Consider the following 16,361-nt stretch of genomic DNA (forward strand, 5'->3'; position numbering starts at 1 on the left):
TTTTATACAGCGCTCAGGACTGATTAAATTTAAACAACGGCAGCAGGTAGCGCTGCGCCTCTTCCGTGATAGCCTCGAAGTACTCTGGCTCAAGGGTTCGCCATAAGCGCTGATACCAGACATCTTCACCTTCGCCACGCACCATCATGTTACCTTCATAGGCCTGCATAAATTTACTGCGTGCTTTCTGCAGCGAAGCCTCATCCGTTAACATCGCATCATTCTGCGCGTCATAACAGGCTTTTATCCACGCCCCGCCACTTTCCGGCAGTAACAGGAGCGGTTTGTTCATTCCCTGACGGTAGCCCTCAATGTACAAAGAGAGATAACCTAACGCCTGCTCGGCTTCCATCGGCGGGAAGCGCCATTCGCCCTCTTTGCGCACGAAAATCCGGCTTTCGCCTTTATGCCCACCCGCACTGTAGACAAGATGTTCCAGCCAGAGTTGCAATCCCTGCGAAACGCTCAGCATGGAGGGCCGCCAGCGCAGCAGCCCGTCCGGCTGAACCTGGGTTAACCAGCCCGTGAGCTGTACCCCGTTGCAGTTGAGATCGATTTCAATACTTTTCCCCGGCTGTCGGCACGCTCTCACGCGCTCCGCCAGAGCGGTCATCTCCTGGCACTGCGCCTCCCAGACAATTTCCCCGAACGCGCCGTAGGGCAGCTGACCCGCAGCGCGGTAGCGGCGGTAAAGCTTGTCCGCATCTTCCTCTTCAACCAGCGCATTCAGCAGCTGCAGGTTTAACTGGTAGCGCTCAAGACCTTCCAGCGTAAACGGCTCTGCCTCAGGAATTTCGCTCTCTTCAGAGCGGAAGTTGACCTGCAGTCGTTGCTGGAAGAAGGCGCGCACCGGATGCGCCCAAAACCGCTGAAGCTGTTCGAAGGTCAGAGTGTCGATTGGGCGCGGATCAAGTTCCTGAATGAAATCGGTATGCGCACTTCCCTCTTTTTTCGCCGCCGGTAGCCACTCCTGTGCATAGCTCTGGCGCTCGCTGGCAATATAGTTCACCGGATCAAACGGCATGCGGCTGTGGAAACAGGTGATATGGGCTTTCACCCTCTGCTCGCTTTCATCGCAGTTGCGCGCTTCATCTCCCGGCAGGTAGTGGCTCTGGCCGATATAGTCCACCAGCTCCTGCACCAGTACAGAAGGGAAACGCTCGCTGTTGTCCTGAATGGAACGACCGATATAGCTGATATAGAGCTTACTCTGAGCGGAAATGAGCGCTTCAAGGAAGAGGTAGCGGTCATCATCACGGCGGCTACGATCGCCCCGTTTTGGGTTTGCGCTCATCAGGTCGAACCCCAGCGGCGGCAGCGCGCGCGGATACACACCGTCGTTCATGCCAAGCAGGCAGACCACCCTGAACGGGATAGAACGCATGGGCATCAGGGTGCAGATATTGACAGGCCCCGCCAGGAAACGCTGGCTGATTCGCTCCTGGTCAAGCCGCTGCGTCAGCTCATCCCGCAACAGCGACAGCGGGATGGCCTCCTGATAGTGGGAATTCACGCCTTCGTCGATGATTGCCTGCCACTGGGTTTCAATGAGCGCCATGGCCGCTTCGGTGTCATTGTCCGGCAGGAAGAAATCATTAAGCAACGCCCTGCAAACCGGGAGCCATTCTTCAAGTGGACGCGGCTGCAACAGCGCATATCGCCAGCGGTTAAGCTGCATTAATAGCGACGCTAAATGCCCCACCAGTTCAGCAATTAACCCGCTGGACTCATCGTAAGGCAGCACCTCATTCCACTCGCCCTGGCTGCTCTCCATGGCGTAGCCCAGCAGCATACGCGTCAGGCCAAATCGCCAGGTGTGCTGCCCGGTTGGGGGAAGCTCGAACTCCTGAACGTTATCGTCATCGATCCCCCAGCGAACGCCAGACTCATTCACCCACTGACGAAGGTAGCGCAGGCCCTCTTCATTGATGTTGAAGCGTGCAGCCAGCACGGGAACATCCAGCAATGCCAGGACATCTTCGGAGATAAACCGGCTATCCGGCAGTGACAGAAGAGTGATAAACGCCTGCAATACCGGATGCGACTGACGGGCACGACGGTCAGAGATCGCGTAAGGCAGGTATCGCTCGCCCGTCGCGCTGCCAAAGACGGCCTGAATAAAGGGACTGTAGCTGTCGATATCCGCCACCATCACCACGATATCGCGTGGCGTCAGATCGGGGTTCTCCTGCAGCATCGCCAGCAACTGGTCGTGAAGCACTTCGACCTCACGCTGCGGGCTGTGGCAAACGTGGATCGTGACGCTGCGATCGTCAGGATCCAGTTTTCGCTTATTATCGCTGCGTTCGAACTCGTTCGCCGTCACGCCCATGACGGCACGGTTTTCCAGATCCAGAATATCTAACTGAATATTATGCAGCAGGCTGTCCGGGGCGATCTCAACAAAGGCATCCACGTCACCTTCCCCTGAGGACGTGATGTCTGAAAGCATATGAATGTAGTCACGCCCCAGCTTTCCCCATGAGGCAAGCAGCGGATTGGGCAGGTTCTGGATACCGTCTTCATCGAAAAGCTGCCCGGCAGTCGAGCCATCTTTAAACAGCGGGACGGCACGTTCTTCAAAAAGGCGCTTTCTTTGGCGGCTCACCAGCCGGGCAAGCCAGCGTTCGTCGAGGATATCCCCCCAGTATTGTCGGCATGGGTTGGTAAACAAAATATGGATATCAATATGCTTACCCAGCGCATTCAACGCCTTTAGATAGACAGGGGGTAATGCGGATATTCCGCAGATAAAAACGCGTGACGGCAGTCGGGCCGGGCGCTCCGACGCATTTTCAAGTATCGAGATAAACCGCTCGTAGAGATTGGCACGGTGCCACTTAGGCTGGCCCAGTTTCTCCGTATGCTCTACCAGCGCTTTCCACAGCGGGGCCTGCCATATTTGCGCCTCCGGCAGGCCTTCAACCAACTCGCCCGCTTCCCAACGAATTAACCAGTCAGAACGGTAAACAAGGTATTGGTCATAAAGATCGGCGGTGCGCGATGCCAGCTGGAAAAGCTTCCGCTTGTCGGTATCGTCATTGAGGTAGTGGCGCAGCATGGTGAATTCATCACGCTGCAGCATGTCCGGCAGCAGCGCCATCAGCTTCCAGCTCATGGCCTGTTTGTTGAAGGCGCTCTGCTCCGGGATATCCGGCAACACGCGGACAAACATCTCCCAGATAAAGCTCGCGGGCAGAGGGAAATCAATATTCGCGGCTATGCCAAACTTGCGGGAAAGCGACATTTGCAGCCACTGTGCCATACCGGTGCTCTGCACCAGCACCATTTCAGGCTCAAAAGGATCGTCAAGCCGCTCGCGCTCAACGATAAACTCCATCAGTGCTTCCAGCACATCCAGACGATTTGAGTGGTAGACCCTTAACATAGACGCTCCCGACTACTGGCTAACCGGGCAATGCAGACGCGTTATCTCACCGCGCCGCCCCAGAGGAGAAATTAGTGTAACCGTGATGCTGACACATCCTGCGAGCGTTGTCTGCCCCCGACTGGCCTGCCAGCCTGCGGGGAGAACATTTGTTGAGAGCTGAGACTGATTCCAGGCATGGTGCCAGAGCTGGCGATACTGGTTAAACACGCTAAACCGCGCCGCCAGCGCCCGGTGATAACCCGACAGAGCCGTCACGACGATTACCAGCAGCATCATCGCCAGCAGGACCTCCACCATGCTAAACCCTTTTTCTCGGCTCACGGCAGCTGACATAACGCGCTCTCCTTTAGTGGACAAAAATCACTCCAGCCGTGAGGCGAAAAGCGAATTTTCCCGTCGACAATCTCTCCTGCGCGCCAGAGCAGCAGGTCACTGTCTCCGGCAATCAGCAGTACACGCGCCTCACTCAGCTGGCGCAAACAGACTCGCCACGCCGATGTCTTTTTGCACTGAACCTGCAGCTCTGATGACCAGCTCTGAACCCGTCCCCACTCAAGCGCGGACTGTACCTTCGCCTGCTGCTGAAGCGAGCGGCTCTCGCCGCCAACGAGCGCGCTAAATGTTGTCAGCTGTTGATTGAGACCCGACAGGATCAGGGTACCGAGCACCAGTAAAAGCAGAACCAGGGCCAGTGAAGACATTCCGCGTTGACGATTCACAGGTTGTACCCCGTGACCGTATACAACGCCTGCCAGGGCCCCCCCTGCCCGCCTTTACGCATCACGGCCAGTTCGATATTTAGCTCTGGCGCAAAACCGGCATGTTCAACTTTGCTCACCACAAAGCGCGTGATTACCAGCCTGTCCGGATCCGTGAGCTTTTCCCATCCTTTTCCTTCACACGACGTCGCCCCACGCTGGGTTTCCAGCGCGCCGGATTCCAGACGAAAACCGGTGCTGTCATTTTCTGATGCGCTGCTATCCCAGTTGCCGTTACTGTTGGCATCCCAGCGTACAATGACGCAGCCTCCAAGCCTCGCGGTCACCAGCGCCTGTCCCTGACAGTTTCCCGCACAGTACCCCGCACGCTGAAGCTGTTTGCCCAAGGCAAACAGGTGTTGCCAGACCTCTTCCTCCAGCTCTCTCTGGCCGGATTGCAGTAAGACTGCCCGCTGCAAGCCGGGTAAAAAACGCGACGCGCTTATCAGCAAAAGGCTGCTCATCGCCGTGGCAATCAGCACTTCAGTCAGTGAGAAACCGCGCTGCCTCATCAACATGAACCTCCCTCAGAGACCTGACACATCCTGATGCGTCCTCCATTTGAGACAATAATCAGCCATGCTCCGGCACGGCTTTGAACGCGTATCCGCCCTGCCCACGCTGTATCCCTTAATCCATAAAACCCCAGCGACGGCGTGACCTCACTGACCTCGACCTCAGGCCAGGGCGGAATCAGCACAAAGGGACTCTCCTTCTTACAGCCCTGCACGGCAGAGCTCACCAGACAGTCCCCGCCTCCCACCCGCTGAAGGGTAATAAGATGGTCGCTGTTGTGCCGGTTGGCATGGTTGCGCAGAAATAGCAGGTAATCTCGCACCTGACTGGCGGTTTGCCACAGCCGCTGCTGTCGTTGCCAGCAGTCCCAGCCGTACAGACCTGAGGCGCTGAGGATAACGACAAGCGAAACGGCGACAAGCGTTTCGATAAGCGTAAAACCGTTCTCTTTTTTCATACCGGGAGTGTGGCGAAGCGCCGTGAAGATGACGAGCGACGGATCCTCGTTTTACGAGGTGTTGTCCGGAGAATTGGGAGAGTTGCAGCGCGTTGCACGCTTTCTGGATAGCGCCTCGGGAAACGGGATAAAGGCGAAAAAAAACCGGCGCTAAATAGCACCGGTTGTGTCACGCTTTATCACATCAGATAGCGACGGGCGCTTTGATGCCCGGATGCGGGTCGTAACCCTCAATCTCGAAATCATCAAAGCGGTAATCAAATATTGATGCCGGTTTGCGTTTGATAATCAGCTTCGGCAGCGCACGCGGTTCGCGGGTCAGCTGGAGATGCGTCTGTTCCATATGGTTGCTGTAAAGATGGGTATCCCCACCGGTCCAGACAAAATCACCCACTTCCAGGTCGCACTGCTGCGCCATCATGTGAACTAACAGCGCATAGCTGGCAATGTTAAACGGCAGGCCGAGGAACACGTCACAGGAGCGCTGGTAGAGCTGGCAGGAAAGCTTTCCATCCGCCACATAGAACTGGAAGAACGCGTGGCACGGTGCCAGCGCCATTTTATCCAGCTCGCCGACGTTCCAGGCGGAAACAATGATTCGGCGCGAGTCCGGATCGTTTTTCAGCTGGTTCATCACGGTGGTGATCTGGTCAATATGGCGGCCATCAGGCGTTGGCCATGCGCGCCACTGCTTACCGTAAACCGGGCCCAGGTTGCCGTTTTCATCTGCCCACTCGTCCCAGATTGAGACGTTATTTTCGTGCAGATACGCAACGTTGGTATCACCTTGCAGGAACCAGAGCAGTTCATGAATGATCGAGCGCAGGTGGCAGCGCTTTGTCGTCACCAGCGGGAAGCCTTCTTGCAGATTGAAGCGCATCTGGTGGCCAAAAATGGAGAGCGTACCGGTACCGGTGCGGTCGTTTTTCGGCGTGCCCTCATCGAGCACTTTTTTCATCAATTCAAGATACTGTTTCATGGTTCCTCAGGAAATTTGTTGCTGTGGACGACGACGATACGCCCAAATCATCATAATGGCACCCGCGACAATCATCGGAATGGAGAGGATTTGCCCCATGCTGATGTACTGTACCCATTCGCCGGTAAACTGTGCGTCAGGCTGGCGGAAGAATTCGACGATGATGCGGAACGCACCATAGCCAATCAGGAACAGCCCGGAAACAGCCCCCATCGGGCGCGGCTTGCGAATAAACAGGTTGAGGATGATAAACAGCACCACGCCTTCCAGCGCCAGCTCATACAGCTGAGACATATGGCGCGGCAGAACGCCGTAGGTATCGAAAATGGACTGCCACTCCGGATGCGATGGCAGCAGCGCGATGTCTTCTGCGCGGGAGCCCGGGAAGAGCATCGTGTACGGCACGCTCGGGTCGACGCGGCCCCACAGTTCACCGTTGATAAAGTTGCCCAGACGACCAGCGCCGAGACCAAACGGGATCAGCGGTGCGATAAAATCTGAAACCTGGAAGAAGTTGCGTTTGGTGCGTTTGGCAAAAATCACCATCACCAGAATCACACCAATCAGGCCGCCGTGGAAGGACATGCCTCCGTCCCAGACGCGGAACAGATAGAGCGGATCGTTCAGGAATACTGGGAAGTTATAGAACAGCACATACCCGATACGGCCACCGAGGAACACGCCGAGGAAGCCCGCATACAGCAGGTTTTCAACTTCGTTTTTGGTCCAGCCGCTGCCCGGACGGCTGGCGCGACGGCCAGCGAGCCACATGGCAAAAATGAAGCCCACCAGGTACATCAGACCGTACCAGTGAAGCGAAACAGGTCCTACTGAGAAAATGACCGGATCAAATTCCGGAAAATGCAGATAACCACTGTTCATCTGTCACCACAAGATGTTGTTATTCCGCTGAAAGTGGACAGCGGTAGAAATGCGATTCTGCTGTAAGCAGAGGCTCCAAAGTTGCGAATCATAGCACAAGGCGGGCGCGGAGGATGCGCCAGAGATGTAAAAGATGTGTATAGGGTTTTATGCGCGCTGGCGCCCTCACCCACAGGGAGAGGGCGAAAAACGATTAGCGGCCGCCGCGGATCAGACCGCCCATACCGCGTCGTTCCATAAACGCCGCGACCTGGTGGCGGACTTCCGTTGCCAGCTGCGCCTCAAGGCTGCGTTCAGCCAGCTCGCGGGCATCATTGATGTCGATATGCCGCAGCAGGTATTTCACGCGGGCGACGGCGCGACCGTTCATCGACAGATGGCGGAATCCCAGACCAATCAGGATCGCAACACACATTGAATCCCCGGCCATTTCACCGCACAGGCGTAAATCAATACCGTACTGCTCCGCTTCACGGGCGATCATCGCTAACGCGCGAATAATCGCCGGATGCAGGCTGTCGTAGATACTGGCGACGCGAGTATTGTTACGGTCGACGGCCAGGATATATTGCGTCAGGTCGTTCGTGCCGACAGAGATAAAATCAACACGGTTTGCCAGCTGCGGCAGCATAAAGACCATAGACGGCACTTCAAGCATCACCCCAATCCGCGGTTTCGGGATCGCATAGCCGATCATCTCTTCCACTTCGCGGCCAGCACGTTCGATCAGCCGCCGGGACTCGTCGATCTCATCGATGCTGGTGACCATCGGCAGCAGGATGCTGAGATTGCCCGTCGCCGCGTTGGCGCGCAGCATCGCACGTACCTGGATCAGGAAGATCTCCGGCTGATCGAGCGTAATGCGGATCCCACGCCAGCCCAGGCACGGGTTTTCTTCGCTGATCGGCATATAGGGCAGCTGTTTATCCGCCCCGACATCCAGGGTACGCAGGGTGACAGGTTTGTCGTTAAACATCTGCAGCATCCCCTGATACTGTGCCACCTGCTCCTCTTCGGAGGGGAAACCACTCTGCAGCATGAACGGGATTTCAGTACGGTATAGGCCAATACCGTCGATGCGGCTGCCAAGCTTTTCTTCATGTTCAGGGCTTAAACCGGCGTTGAGCATGACTTTGATCCGCTCACCGCTCTTCAGCTGTGCGGGCAGGTTAACGTCATCTTCCGCCAGCTTGCTTAATTCATTCTCTTCGCTGATAAGACGCTGGTACTCCTGGAGCAGAACCGGCTCAGGATCGACCAGCAGCTCACCGCGATAGCCGTCGACCACCAGCGTACGTCGGTGCAGTACCGACGGCTGAATGTCCGCCCCCATAACGGTAGGGATACCCAGCGCGCGCACCATAATGGCGGCGTGTGAGTTGGCGGCACCATCACGCACCACCACACCGGCCAGCCTGTCCTGGGGCAGTTCAGCCAGCGTCGTTGCCGAAAGTTCGTCGGCAACCAGAACAAACCGTTTTGGCCAGGCATTCGGGCCCTGAATGGTGTCATCAAGATGGAAAAGCAGGCGCTGCCCCAGCGCGCGCAGATCGCCTGCCCGCTCTTTCAGGTAACCGTCGGTCAGTGCCGCAAACTGGTCGGCAAATTTTTCGATAACCTTCTTAACCGCCCACTCCGCGACCGAGCCTTTATCCACTTCCGCAAAAAGCTCACGACGCAGACGCGCATCGGAGAGCAGGTGCGAATAGAGGTCAAAGATCGCCGCCGTCTCTTTTTGCGCGCCTGCGGCAAAGCGCTTGCTGTAACGACGAAATTCATTCGCCGCCTCTTCCAGCGCGGCGGTGAGACGCTCGCGCTCAAGGGCTTCATCAAGCGTTGAGGCTTCGTAAACCTGCTCCATCAGCGGCAGGGTGGCGTCCATCCAGCCTTCCGCTATCGCCACGCCTGGCGATGCCGGAAGGGCTCGAATGCGCGTATGGCGATACTGACCAAAAAGCGCGGCAAGCTGGGACTGGGAGAGGATCGCCGCCATCTGCGTGGCCAGCGTGACGAGGAAAGACTCCTCGCTTTCATCGTACTGACGTAGCTCGCGCTGCTGGACGACCAGCACGCCGAGCAGTTGGCGACGCTGGATAATCGGCACGCCAAGGAAAGCGCGGAAGCGCTCTTCTTTTACGGAAGGGATGTACTTAAAGCTGGGGTGTTTTTGTGCGTCAGCAAGGTTGATGGGTTCAGCCAGCCGCCCGACCAGACCCACGATACCTTCATCAAATGCGAGCGTTACGGTGCGTCCGCGTGGTTTTTTCAAACCACGGGTTGCCATCAGGTAATAGCAGCGCCGATCGTGGTCGGCCAGATACACCGAACAGACCTCGGTCTCCATCGCAAGGCAGATGTCGGTGACCAGAATATTCAGCGCCTCGTTCAGACGCGGCGCGCTGGCCACCTTCTCGACTATTTCTCGCAAGCGGGTGAGCATGATTTGCGTAGCTTAACCTCTTTTACGTCGCCAGGCAGGTGCGCTCTGCGGCTTAGGCGGGATCTCCTGAAGCTGCATTACCACACTTGCAAACTCTTTCATCACCCTACGGTAAACATCGCGTTTAAATGACACGACCTGACGAACAGGATACCAATAGCTCACCCAGCGCCAGCCATCGAACTCCGGCGTACTGCTGGTTTGCATATTGATGTCTGAATCGTTGCCCACCAACTGCAACAGAAACCACTTCTGTTTCTGGCCGATACAAACCGGCTTTGTGTCCCAACGCACCAAACGTTTCGGTAACTTGTAACGCAACCAGTTGCGGGTCGAAGCCAGGATGCGAACATCTTTTCGGCTTAAACCGACCTCTTCAAAAAGCTCCCGGTACATCGCTTGTTCTGGGGACTCTCCCGGATTGATCCCGCCTTGCGGGAACTGCCAGGAGTGCTGACCATATCGCCGGGCCCACATTACCTGGCCCTGACGATTACAAATTACTATTCCTACGTTCGGGCGGTAGCCATCGTCATCAATCACCGGACTACCCCAAACTAAACCTTATATATGAATGATTGTTTCACACTACAGGGAGGCGGTAAACCACTCTCTTACAGGGCTGCAACCTAATAACATTTGAATAACTCACAAATAAGTGCTGAGTTATAAACAGATGAGTGGCAGTGAAGGGAATTTTATTCACCTTTTCTGTGGATATAGTTGTGAAGAAGTGTCTGATTACCGATGAACAACCTTAAACGCTGCCATATCCCCTCTTTCACCTGAATTCAATAATGCAATTATTTTCATAGAGTTAAATGTATTTCTATGAACGCAAAACAGAATAGCGTGACGATCGTCACATCAGGGATCGTCGTGCTGATGAAAGATCGAACAGCGTCGGTTTTATCCACAGATTGTGCCAATAAGTTAGTCACAATTTGTTTGAAAATTCGATTTTCATCGCACGTCAAGGCTGTAAATTGAAACAGTAGTCAGGGTTATGCCCAGTTATCCCATTTTTCTGTGGATAACATGGTGTAAGATCCTGTTCATTGTCAGTGACCAGATTTGAACAACCGGTTTTCTGACTCGGGTGAAACGATTTCAAACCCATAAAAAAACCTATAAATCATACACATGGAATATTGGTACAGAAATAGTTAAACTCTATCCACAGGGGACAATTTCTTCGTTTATTTTTTAATCAAAAGGTTACCGTCATGCATCCGCTTACACCCTTGCTCTCACCGCCGTCCAGCGAGGGCCAGTTGCTCCAGCAGGCACAGCGTCTTGCGGGCTTTTCGCTTGGCGAGCTGGCGGCAATGGCAGGGCTTCCGATCCCGAAGGATCTTAAGCGGGATAAAGGCTGGATCGGCATGCTGCTTGAGCTGTGGCTGGGTGCGAGCGCAGGGAGCAAACCCGAGCAGGATTTTGCAGCACTTGGCGTGGAGTTAAAAACCATCCCAATAGATAGCCAGGGCAAGCCGCTTGAGACCACCTTTGTCTGCGTTGCGCCATTAACCGGCAACACCGGCGTGACGTGGGAAACCAGCCACGTTCGCCACAAGCTGAAGCGCGTGTTGTGGGTACCGGTTGAAGGCGAGCGACAGATCCCCCTGGCCGACCGTCGCGTTGGCGCGCCGCTGCTCTGGAGCCCGAACGAGGATGAAGAGCATCAGCTTCGGCTGGACTGGGAGGAGCTGATGGACATGATCGTTCTTGGGCAGGTAGAGCGCATCACCGCCCGACACGGAGAAGTGTTACAGCTGCGTCCGAAAGCGGCCAACAGTAAAGCGCTTACCGAGGCCATCGGCGCACAGGGTGAGCCGATACTGACGCTGCCGCGCGGTTTTTATCTTAAAAAGAATTTCACCGGCGCGCTCCTGGCACGTCATTTCCTGTTAAAAACATAGTTTTTTACTTATTTTGCGAGCTCTCAAACATAATCGACTGCTTTTTAAGATTTTACTGCTTCCTCAAGTCGCCATATCGGGTTAATACTAGATGATGATTTGATACGCGCCAGATGAGGACGATAACGATGAAAAAATGGGCAGTGTTAGTTTCAGCAGTCGGTTTAGCGTTTGCCGTATCGGGCTGTAGCAGCGATTACGTCATGGCGACAAAAGATGGTCGAATGATCCTGACCGACGGCAAACCCGAAGTTGACGATGATACCGGTCTGGTCAGCTACCGCGATCAGGAAGGCAATAAAATGCAGATCAATCGCGACGAAGTATCGCAAATTATCGAGCGATAAACAGAGAGAGGTCAGTCGCTTGCTGACCTTTTTGATTTTTTTCTTCCCCTTTTGCTTCCCCTCTGCCATGTTTATATTCCTTTGTCGGGCACGCCCTGACGCGGTCTATAAGTCTACTGAGGAAGCCGGCTATGCATTATCACCGTATCCCCCACAGCGCTCTGGAAATAAGCCAACTGGGGTTGGGCACGATGACATTTGGTGAACAAAACAGCGAAGCCGATGCCCATGCACAACTCGATTACGCCGTCAGCCAGGGGATTAACCTGATTGATGTCGCGGAGATGTACCCTGTTCCACCACGTCCGGAAACGCAGGGACTTACCGAAACCTACGTCGGTAACTGGCTGGCAAAACACGGCAACCGTGAAAAGCTGGTGATTGCCTCAAAAGTCAGCGGCCCCGCGCGCAACAACGATACCGGGATCCGCCCGAATCAGATCCTCGATCGCAAGAATATCCGCGCCGCACTGGACGCCAGCCTGAAGCGCCTGCAAACCGACTATCTCGATCTGTATCAGGTGCACTGGCCTCAGCGCCCAACCAACTGCTTTGGTAAGCTCGGCTACAGCTGGAATGAGAGCGCCCCCGCCGTGACGCTGCTGGAAACGCTGGAAGCGCTGACCGAATGCCAGCGCGCGGGAAAAATCCGCTATATTGGCGTCTCTAACGAAACAGCCTTTGGGGTCATGCGCTATCTGCACCTGGCGGATAAACACGATCTGCCGCGTATCGTGACTATTCAGAACCCGTACAGCCTGCTTAACCGCAGCTATGAAGTGGGTCTGGCCGAAGTGACACAGTATGAAGAAGTGGAACTGCTCGCCTACTCCTGTCTCGGCTTCGGCACACTGACGGGGAAATACCTGAACGGCGCGAAACCGGCCGGGGCGCGTAACACCCTCTTTAGCCGCTTTACCCGTTACAGCGGCGAGCAGACGCAGAAAGCCGTTGCCGCCTATGTGGATATCGCGAAGCGTCACGGTCTTGACCCTGCGCAGATGGCGCTGGCCTTCGTGCGTCGTCAGCCGTTTGTTGCCAGCACCCTGCTGGGCGCGACCACGATGGAGCAGTTGAAAACCAATATTGCGAGTTTCAATCTGAACCTGAGTGAAGAGGTGTTAGCGGAGATTGAAGCGGTGCATCAGGTTTATACTTATCCTGCACCGTAATAAAAGCAAAACGGCAACGCACGTTGCCGTTTTTAGGGTTTGCTCCCTCTCCCTGTGGGAGAGGGCCGGGGTGAGGGCATCAGGCCGCACTTATCAGCGGCGACGTTGCCACATCCACAAGCCCGCAATCGCCAGCGCAAACAGCCCACCAAACCCGACGCCAATCCCCACCACCGGCACGCCCACTTTTACCGCCAGCGAGTAGAGCCCCAGCATTAACAGCATTGCCAGGTTTTCCCCCAGGTTTTGTACCGCGATGGCATTGCCTGCCCCGACGGTCTGCTTGCCCCGCTCCTGCAGTAACGCGTTCAGTGGCACCACGAAGAAGCCCCCCAGAATACCAATCAGGATGAGGAGGACATACGCGGGCAATAACGCATGCTGCAGCGAGAAGATCAGCACCACGACGCCAATCAGGATCCCTGCGGGCATGCAGCGTGCTACCGTCTCGAGCGTTACCAGCTTCGCCGCCGCGCCAGCCCCCACCACAATGCCGATGGCCACCATCGCATTCAGATAGGTCGGCGTCGCGTTGTCAGTAATCCCCAGCGCCACCGGCACCCACAGGACCAGCAGGAAGCGCAGCGTGACGCCCGCCCCCCAGAACATACTGGTCCCCATGAGGGAAAAACGCGTTTCACCGTTACGCCACAGCACGCGGCAGGCGGTAAAGAAGCTGCCGGTCATCGGTTTAAAGCGCCAGGATTGTCCCGGGCGAGCCACCGGCAGTTTAGGAATAAACAGGTTCGCCACGACCGCCCCACCATACACCGCCGCGCATACGCCCAGTGCCGCCAGGACATGCCAGTCGGCCAGCACGCCGCCCGCAACGGATCCGAGCAGGATAGCGGCAATGGTTGACGACTCCATCAGACCATTGGCTTTCACCAGCTTATCTCCGGTGGTCAGCTCGCCGAGAATGCCATACTTCGCCGGGGAGTAGGCGGCGGCGCCAATGCCCACCAGCGTATAGCCAATAAACGGATTAAAGCCAAAACAAATGCTGGCCGCACCCAGCAGCTTGAGGCCATTGGCAAACATCATCACCCGACCTTTCGGGAAGCTGTCCGCCACCTGCCCGACGAACGGAGCAAAGATAATGTAAGCGCCCACAAACACCATCTGCAGGATCGGCTGACTCCAGTCGGGGTAAAACTCGGCTTTCAGCAGCGCCAGCGTGGCAAACAGCAGCGCGTTATCACCGAACGCAGAGAGAAACTGCGCGGCAATGACGGCCATCATGCCTTTCGACCTGAGTGAAGTGTTAGTGTGTACTGACTCACGCATTTTGCTGTTCCGCCTCTTCAACCATGCCTTTCAGGGTCACGAAATCTGGCTTCCCGCTGCCCAGTACCGGGAGCTGTTTCAGGTAGCGAATATCGCGCGGCACGGCCAGTTCAGGAATACCGTGTTCACGCGCATAGCTCAGTAACCTGTCGCGCTTAAGCTCACCGTCGGTCGTAAACAGCACCAGCGCCTCGCCTTTGCTGGCATCGCTCTTCACCACCGTGGCGTGCATCTTCTCGGCGGACACGGCCGTCGCCAGCTGCTCAACCATTTCCAGAGAGACCATTTCGCCGGCAATTTTGGCGAAGCGTTTCGCGCGTCCCTGAATCTGTACAAAGCCCTGTTCATCGAAACGGACGATATCCCCGGTGTCGTACCAGCCGGTTTCAACCTCGCCGTTGACGTTTTCCGCCGTCGGCGCTTCCAGCACGCCCGGATTTTCCACGCGCAGATACCCGTTCATCACGTTTGGCCCTTTCAGCTGCAGGCGGCCACCGTCCTCAATGCCCGGCACCGCCAGCAGACGCGCGTCCATCCCCGGCAGAATTCGGCCAACCGTGCCCGGTTTCGCCGCCATCGGCACGTTAATCGAGACCACGGGCGCACACTCGGTAACGCCATAGCCTTCGAGAATGCGCAGGCCAAACTTGTCCTGCCAGATCTGGCGCGTGCTCTCCTGCAGTTTTTCCGCGCCAGCCACCACATACCGCACACGATAAAAATCATACGGATTGGCAAAGCGCGCATAGTTCCCCAGGAAGGTTGAGGTCCCGAACAGAACGGTACAGTTACGGTCATACACCAGCTCCGGCACAATGCGGTAATGCAGCGGGCTCGGGTAGAGGAACACTTCTGCGCCGGTCAGGAGCGGCGTGAACAGCCCCACCGTCAGGCCAAAGGAGTGGAACAGCGGCAGCGCCGACATAAAGCGGTCGTTCGCGGTAAAGTCGGCGATGCTTTTAATCTGCTCAACGTTCGCCAGAATGCTCTTGTGGCTGTGGACGACGCCTTTCGGGTTGCCCTCCGAGCCTGACGTGAAGAGGATAATGGCGTCATCTTCCGGCTGCTGTTTGACCTGCGCCAGACGCGGCACCAGCAGGTGAGCAAAAATCCACAGCTTGTCGCCGGTGGTCACGTCGGCTTTCAGATCCTCCAGGAAAACCCAGCGTACCTGGGTGAGCTGCTCGGGAAGATGCCAGAGCTTGCCTTTGTCCAGGAACTGACGAGAGGTAAAGACGGTATTAATCTGGGCAGCGGTGATGGCGCTGGTCAGCCCTTTCACACCCGCCGTGTAGTTCATCATCGCCGGGATCCGGCCCCGGGAAACCGCGCCGAAAATCACCGCCGCGCTGATGCCCGCGTTAGGCAGCATCAGGCCAATCTTTTCGCCCTTTTTGCTGTACTTCTCCAGAATGCGGCCCACAAACAGGGTCTTGGTCAGCAGTTTGCGATAGGTATCCGGGGTAAAGTTGATGTCTTCGATGCAGTTTTTCTTCGCGCCATAGCGGTGCTGCGCGGAAAGCAGAGATTCGTACAGCGTTTCGCGCGGACGCACGGCCATGCGCGCTTCCATCATAATCTGGTGCAGCATTTCTCCGGCGATTTTACGGCGATCGCGGGCACGCGGCGCGTCGGGCATCGGTAACGACGTTGGCGGCAGAATATGCAGCATGATTTTGGGGAACAGACGCTGCTTCACCAGTCCCTTCAGACGGCTGAAATGGGTCAGCTCTGCGCCTTCAATTCGCAGCGGCACCACGGTCGCTTTTGACTTCGCCGCGACAAACCCCGCACCGTCGTAGATTTTCATCAGCGAACCGGTCACGGAGATACGCCCTTCCGGGAAAATGACCACCGGACGACCCTGCTCGACCAGACGCACCAGATGCTTAATCATCATCGGCTTTGTCGGGTCGAGCGGCACAAAATCAATCAGCGGCGTGAGCCAGCGCATGTACCACTGCTGGCTGATGGAGGTATAGACCGCAAATACCGGGCGCACGGGCAGAAACAGCGCCAGCAGGATACCGTCTATAAAGGAAACATGATTTGGTGTGATAAGAACGCGTTCGCCGCGAAGCGCCTGGGCATCACCAGTGACGCGGATGCGAAAGAGAATACGGAACAGTGTACGGAAGAACCCAAATAGCATCTCAACTCCCTTTGCCAGCCAGTGTGGAGGGTTGATAGTAAATGGTGGCAGATTACACGAG

Annotated in this window: 14 protein-coding genes; 3 read left to right on the forward strand and 11 right to left on the reverse strand. The window is 56.1% G+C overall.

The window, feature by feature from the left end; all coding sequences use genetic code 11:
- Positions 1-13 precede the first annotated feature (13 nt).
- The 9 genes from recC to rppH all read right to left on the reverse strand — a co-directional run bounded on the left by recC (position 14) and on the right by rppH (position 9,966).
- Positions 14-3,388, reverse strand: a complete 3,375-nt coding sequence (gene recC / locus ACDO57_RS19185; protein WP_267215566.1) for an exodeoxyribonuclease V subunit gamma — start codon at positions 3,386-3,388, stop codon at positions 14-16.
- A 12-nt stretch (positions 3,389-3,400) separates the two neighbouring features.
- The gene (locus ACDO57_RS19190) at positions 3,401-3,724 is read right to left on the reverse strand and encodes a prepilin-type N-terminal cleavage/methylation domain-containing protein (RefSeq protein WP_024909292.1); all 324 of its coding nucleotides are present in this window, start codon (positions 3,722-3,724) and stop codon (positions 3,401-3,403) included.
- Entirely contained in the window at positions 3,709-4,110 is a 402-nt protein-coding gene (locus ACDO57_RS19195; protein ID WP_032648128.1) for a DUF2509 family protein, read from the reverse strand. The genes ACDO57_RS19190 and ACDO57_RS19195 overlap by 16 nt, the downstream gene beginning before the upstream one ends.
- The gene (locus ACDO57_RS19200) at positions 4,107-4,667 is read right to left on the reverse strand and encodes a prepilin peptidase-dependent protein (RefSeq protein ID WP_370884441.1); all 561 of its coding nucleotides are present in this window, start codon (positions 4,665-4,667) and stop codon (positions 4,107-4,109) included. Before ACDO57_RS19200 ends, ACDO57_RS19195 begins: the two co-directional genes overlap by 4 nt.
- Complete coding sequence (locus ACDO57_RS19205) at positions 4,661-5,122, reverse strand: prepilin peptidase-dependent protein (RefSeq protein ID WP_370884442.1); 462 nt, start codon at positions 5,120-5,122, stop codon at positions 4,661-4,663. The genes ACDO57_RS19200 and ACDO57_RS19205 overlap by 7 nt, the downstream gene beginning before the upstream one ends.
- A gap of 184 nt (positions 5,123-5,306) precedes the next feature.
- Positions 5,307-6,101 (reverse strand): thymidylate synthase, encoded by a 795-nt coding sequence (gene thyA, locus ACDO57_RS19210; RefSeq protein ID WP_014885081.1) that lies wholly within the window; start codon positions 6,099-6,101, stop codon positions 5,307-5,309.
- A gap of 6 nt (positions 6,102-6,107) precedes the next feature.
- Positions 6,108-6,983, reverse strand: a complete 876-nt coding sequence (gene lgt, locus ACDO57_RS19215; RefSeq protein WP_023309046.1) for a prolipoprotein diacylglyceryl transferase — start codon at positions 6,981-6,983, stop codon at positions 6,108-6,110.
- Between the two features lie 193 nt (positions 6,984-7,176).
- Positions 7,177-9,423 carry a phosphoenolpyruvate--protein phosphotransferase gene (gene ptsP, locus ACDO57_RS19220; protein WP_024909296.1) on the reverse strand — a complete coding sequence of 749 codons (2,247 nt, stop codon included), beginning with the start codon at positions 9,421-9,423 and terminating at the stop codon, positions 7,177-7,179.
- Between the two features lie 12 nt (positions 9,424-9,435).
- On the reverse strand, positions 9,436-9,966 hold the full coding sequence (gene rppH, locus ACDO57_RS19225) for an RNA pyrophosphohydrolase (protein WP_013098553.1): 531 nt from the start codon (positions 9,964-9,966) through the stop codon (positions 9,436-9,438).
- Positions 9,967-10,649: 683 nt separating this feature from the next.
- Between rppH and mutH the strand changes: the two genes are divergently transcribed.
- From mutH to ACDO57_RS19240, 3 genes are all read left to right on the forward strand, one after another.
- Positions 10,650-11,342 carry a DNA mismatch repair endonuclease MutH gene (mutH, locus tag ACDO57_RS19230; RefSeq protein ID WP_032648136.1) on the forward strand — a complete coding sequence of 231 codons (693 nt, stop codon included), beginning with the start codon at positions 10,650-10,652 and terminating at the stop codon, positions 11,340-11,342.
- A gap of 128 nt (positions 11,343-11,470) precedes the next feature.
- Positions 11,471-11,689, forward strand: a complete 219-nt coding sequence (locus ACDO57_RS19235; protein WP_008499668.1) for a YgdI/YgdR family lipoprotein — start codon at positions 11,471-11,473, stop codon at positions 11,687-11,689.
- 131 nt (positions 11,690-11,820) lie between these two features.
- Entirely contained in the window at positions 11,821-12,861 is a 1,041-nt protein-coding gene (locus ACDO57_RS19240; RefSeq protein ID WP_024909298.1) for an NADP(H)-dependent aldo-keto reductase, read from the forward strand.
- Positions 12,862-12,954: 93 nt separating this feature from the next.
- On the opposite strand, the gene lplT is transcribed toward ACDO57_RS19240, so the two are convergent.
- Together lplT and aas are read right to left on the reverse strand one after the other, a co-directional pair.
- Positions 12,955-14,148, reverse strand: a complete 1,194-nt coding sequence (gene lplT, locus ACDO57_RS19245) for a lysophospholipid transporter LplT (protein ID WP_032648138.1) — start codon at positions 14,146-14,148, stop codon at positions 12,955-12,957.
- Complete coding sequence (gene aas / locus ACDO57_RS19250) at positions 14,141-16,300, reverse strand: bifunctional acyl-ACP--phospholipid O-acyltransferase/long-chain-fatty-acid--ACP ligase (RefSeq protein WP_370884443.1); 2,160 nt, start codon at positions 16,298-16,300, stop codon at positions 14,141-14,143. Before aas ends, lplT begins: the two co-directional genes overlap by 8 nt.
- Positions 16,301-16,361 lie beyond the last annotated feature (61 nt).

The sequence above is a fragment of the Enterobacter cloacae complex sp. 2015409 genome, assembly GCF_041365315.1.
In the GTDB taxonomy this organism is placed as follows: Bacteria; Pseudomonadota; Gammaproteobacteria; order Enterobacterales; family Enterobacteriaceae; genus Enterobacter; species Enterobacter pseudoroggenkampii.

Coding starts and splice junctions, on each gene's coding strand:
- recC (WP_267215566.1), bottom strand. CDS start 3,388: ATGTTAAGGGTCTACCACTCAAATCGTCTGGATGTGCTGGAAGCACTG.
- ACDO57_RS19200 (WP_370884441.1), bottom strand. CDS start 4,667: ATGTTGATGAGGCAGCGCGGTTTCTCACTGACTGAAGTGCTGATTGCC.
- thyA (WP_014885081.1), bottom strand. CDS start 6,101: ATGAAACAGTATCTTGAATTGATGAAAAAAGTGCTCGATGAGGGCACG.
- mutH (WP_032648136.1), top strand. CDS start 10,650: ATGCATCCGCTTACACCCTTGCTCTCACCGCCGTCCAGCGAGGGCCAG.
- ACDO57_RS19235 (WP_008499668.1), top strand. CDS start 11,471: ATGAAAAAATGGGCAGTGTTAGTTTCAGCAGTCGGTTTAGCGTTTGCC.
- aas (WP_370884443.1), bottom strand. CDS start 16,300: ATGCTATTTGGGTTCTTCCGTACACTGTTCCGTATTCTCTTTCGCATC.
- lplT (WP_032648138.1), bottom strand. CDS start 14,148: ATGCGTGAGTCAGTACACACTAACACTTCACTCAGGTCGAAAGGCATG.
- ACDO57_RS19240 (WP_024909298.1), top strand. CDS start 11,821: ATGCATTATCACCGTATCCCCCACAGCGCTCTGGAAATAAGCCAACTG.
- lgt (WP_023309046.1), bottom strand. CDS start 6,983: ATGAACAGTGGTTATCTGCATTTTCCGGAATTTGATCCGGTCATTTTC.
- ptsP (WP_024909296.1), bottom strand. CDS start 9,423: ATGCTCACCCGCTTGCGAGAAATAGTCGAGAAGGTGGCCAGCGCGCCG.
- ACDO57_RS19190 (WP_024909292.1), bottom strand. CDS start 3,724: ATGTCAGCTGCCGTGAGCCGAGAAAAAGGGTTTAGCATGGTGGAGGTC.
- ACDO57_RS19205 (WP_370884442.1), bottom strand. CDS start 5,122: ATGAAAAAAGAGAACGGTTTTACGCTTATCGAAACGCTTGTCGCCGTT.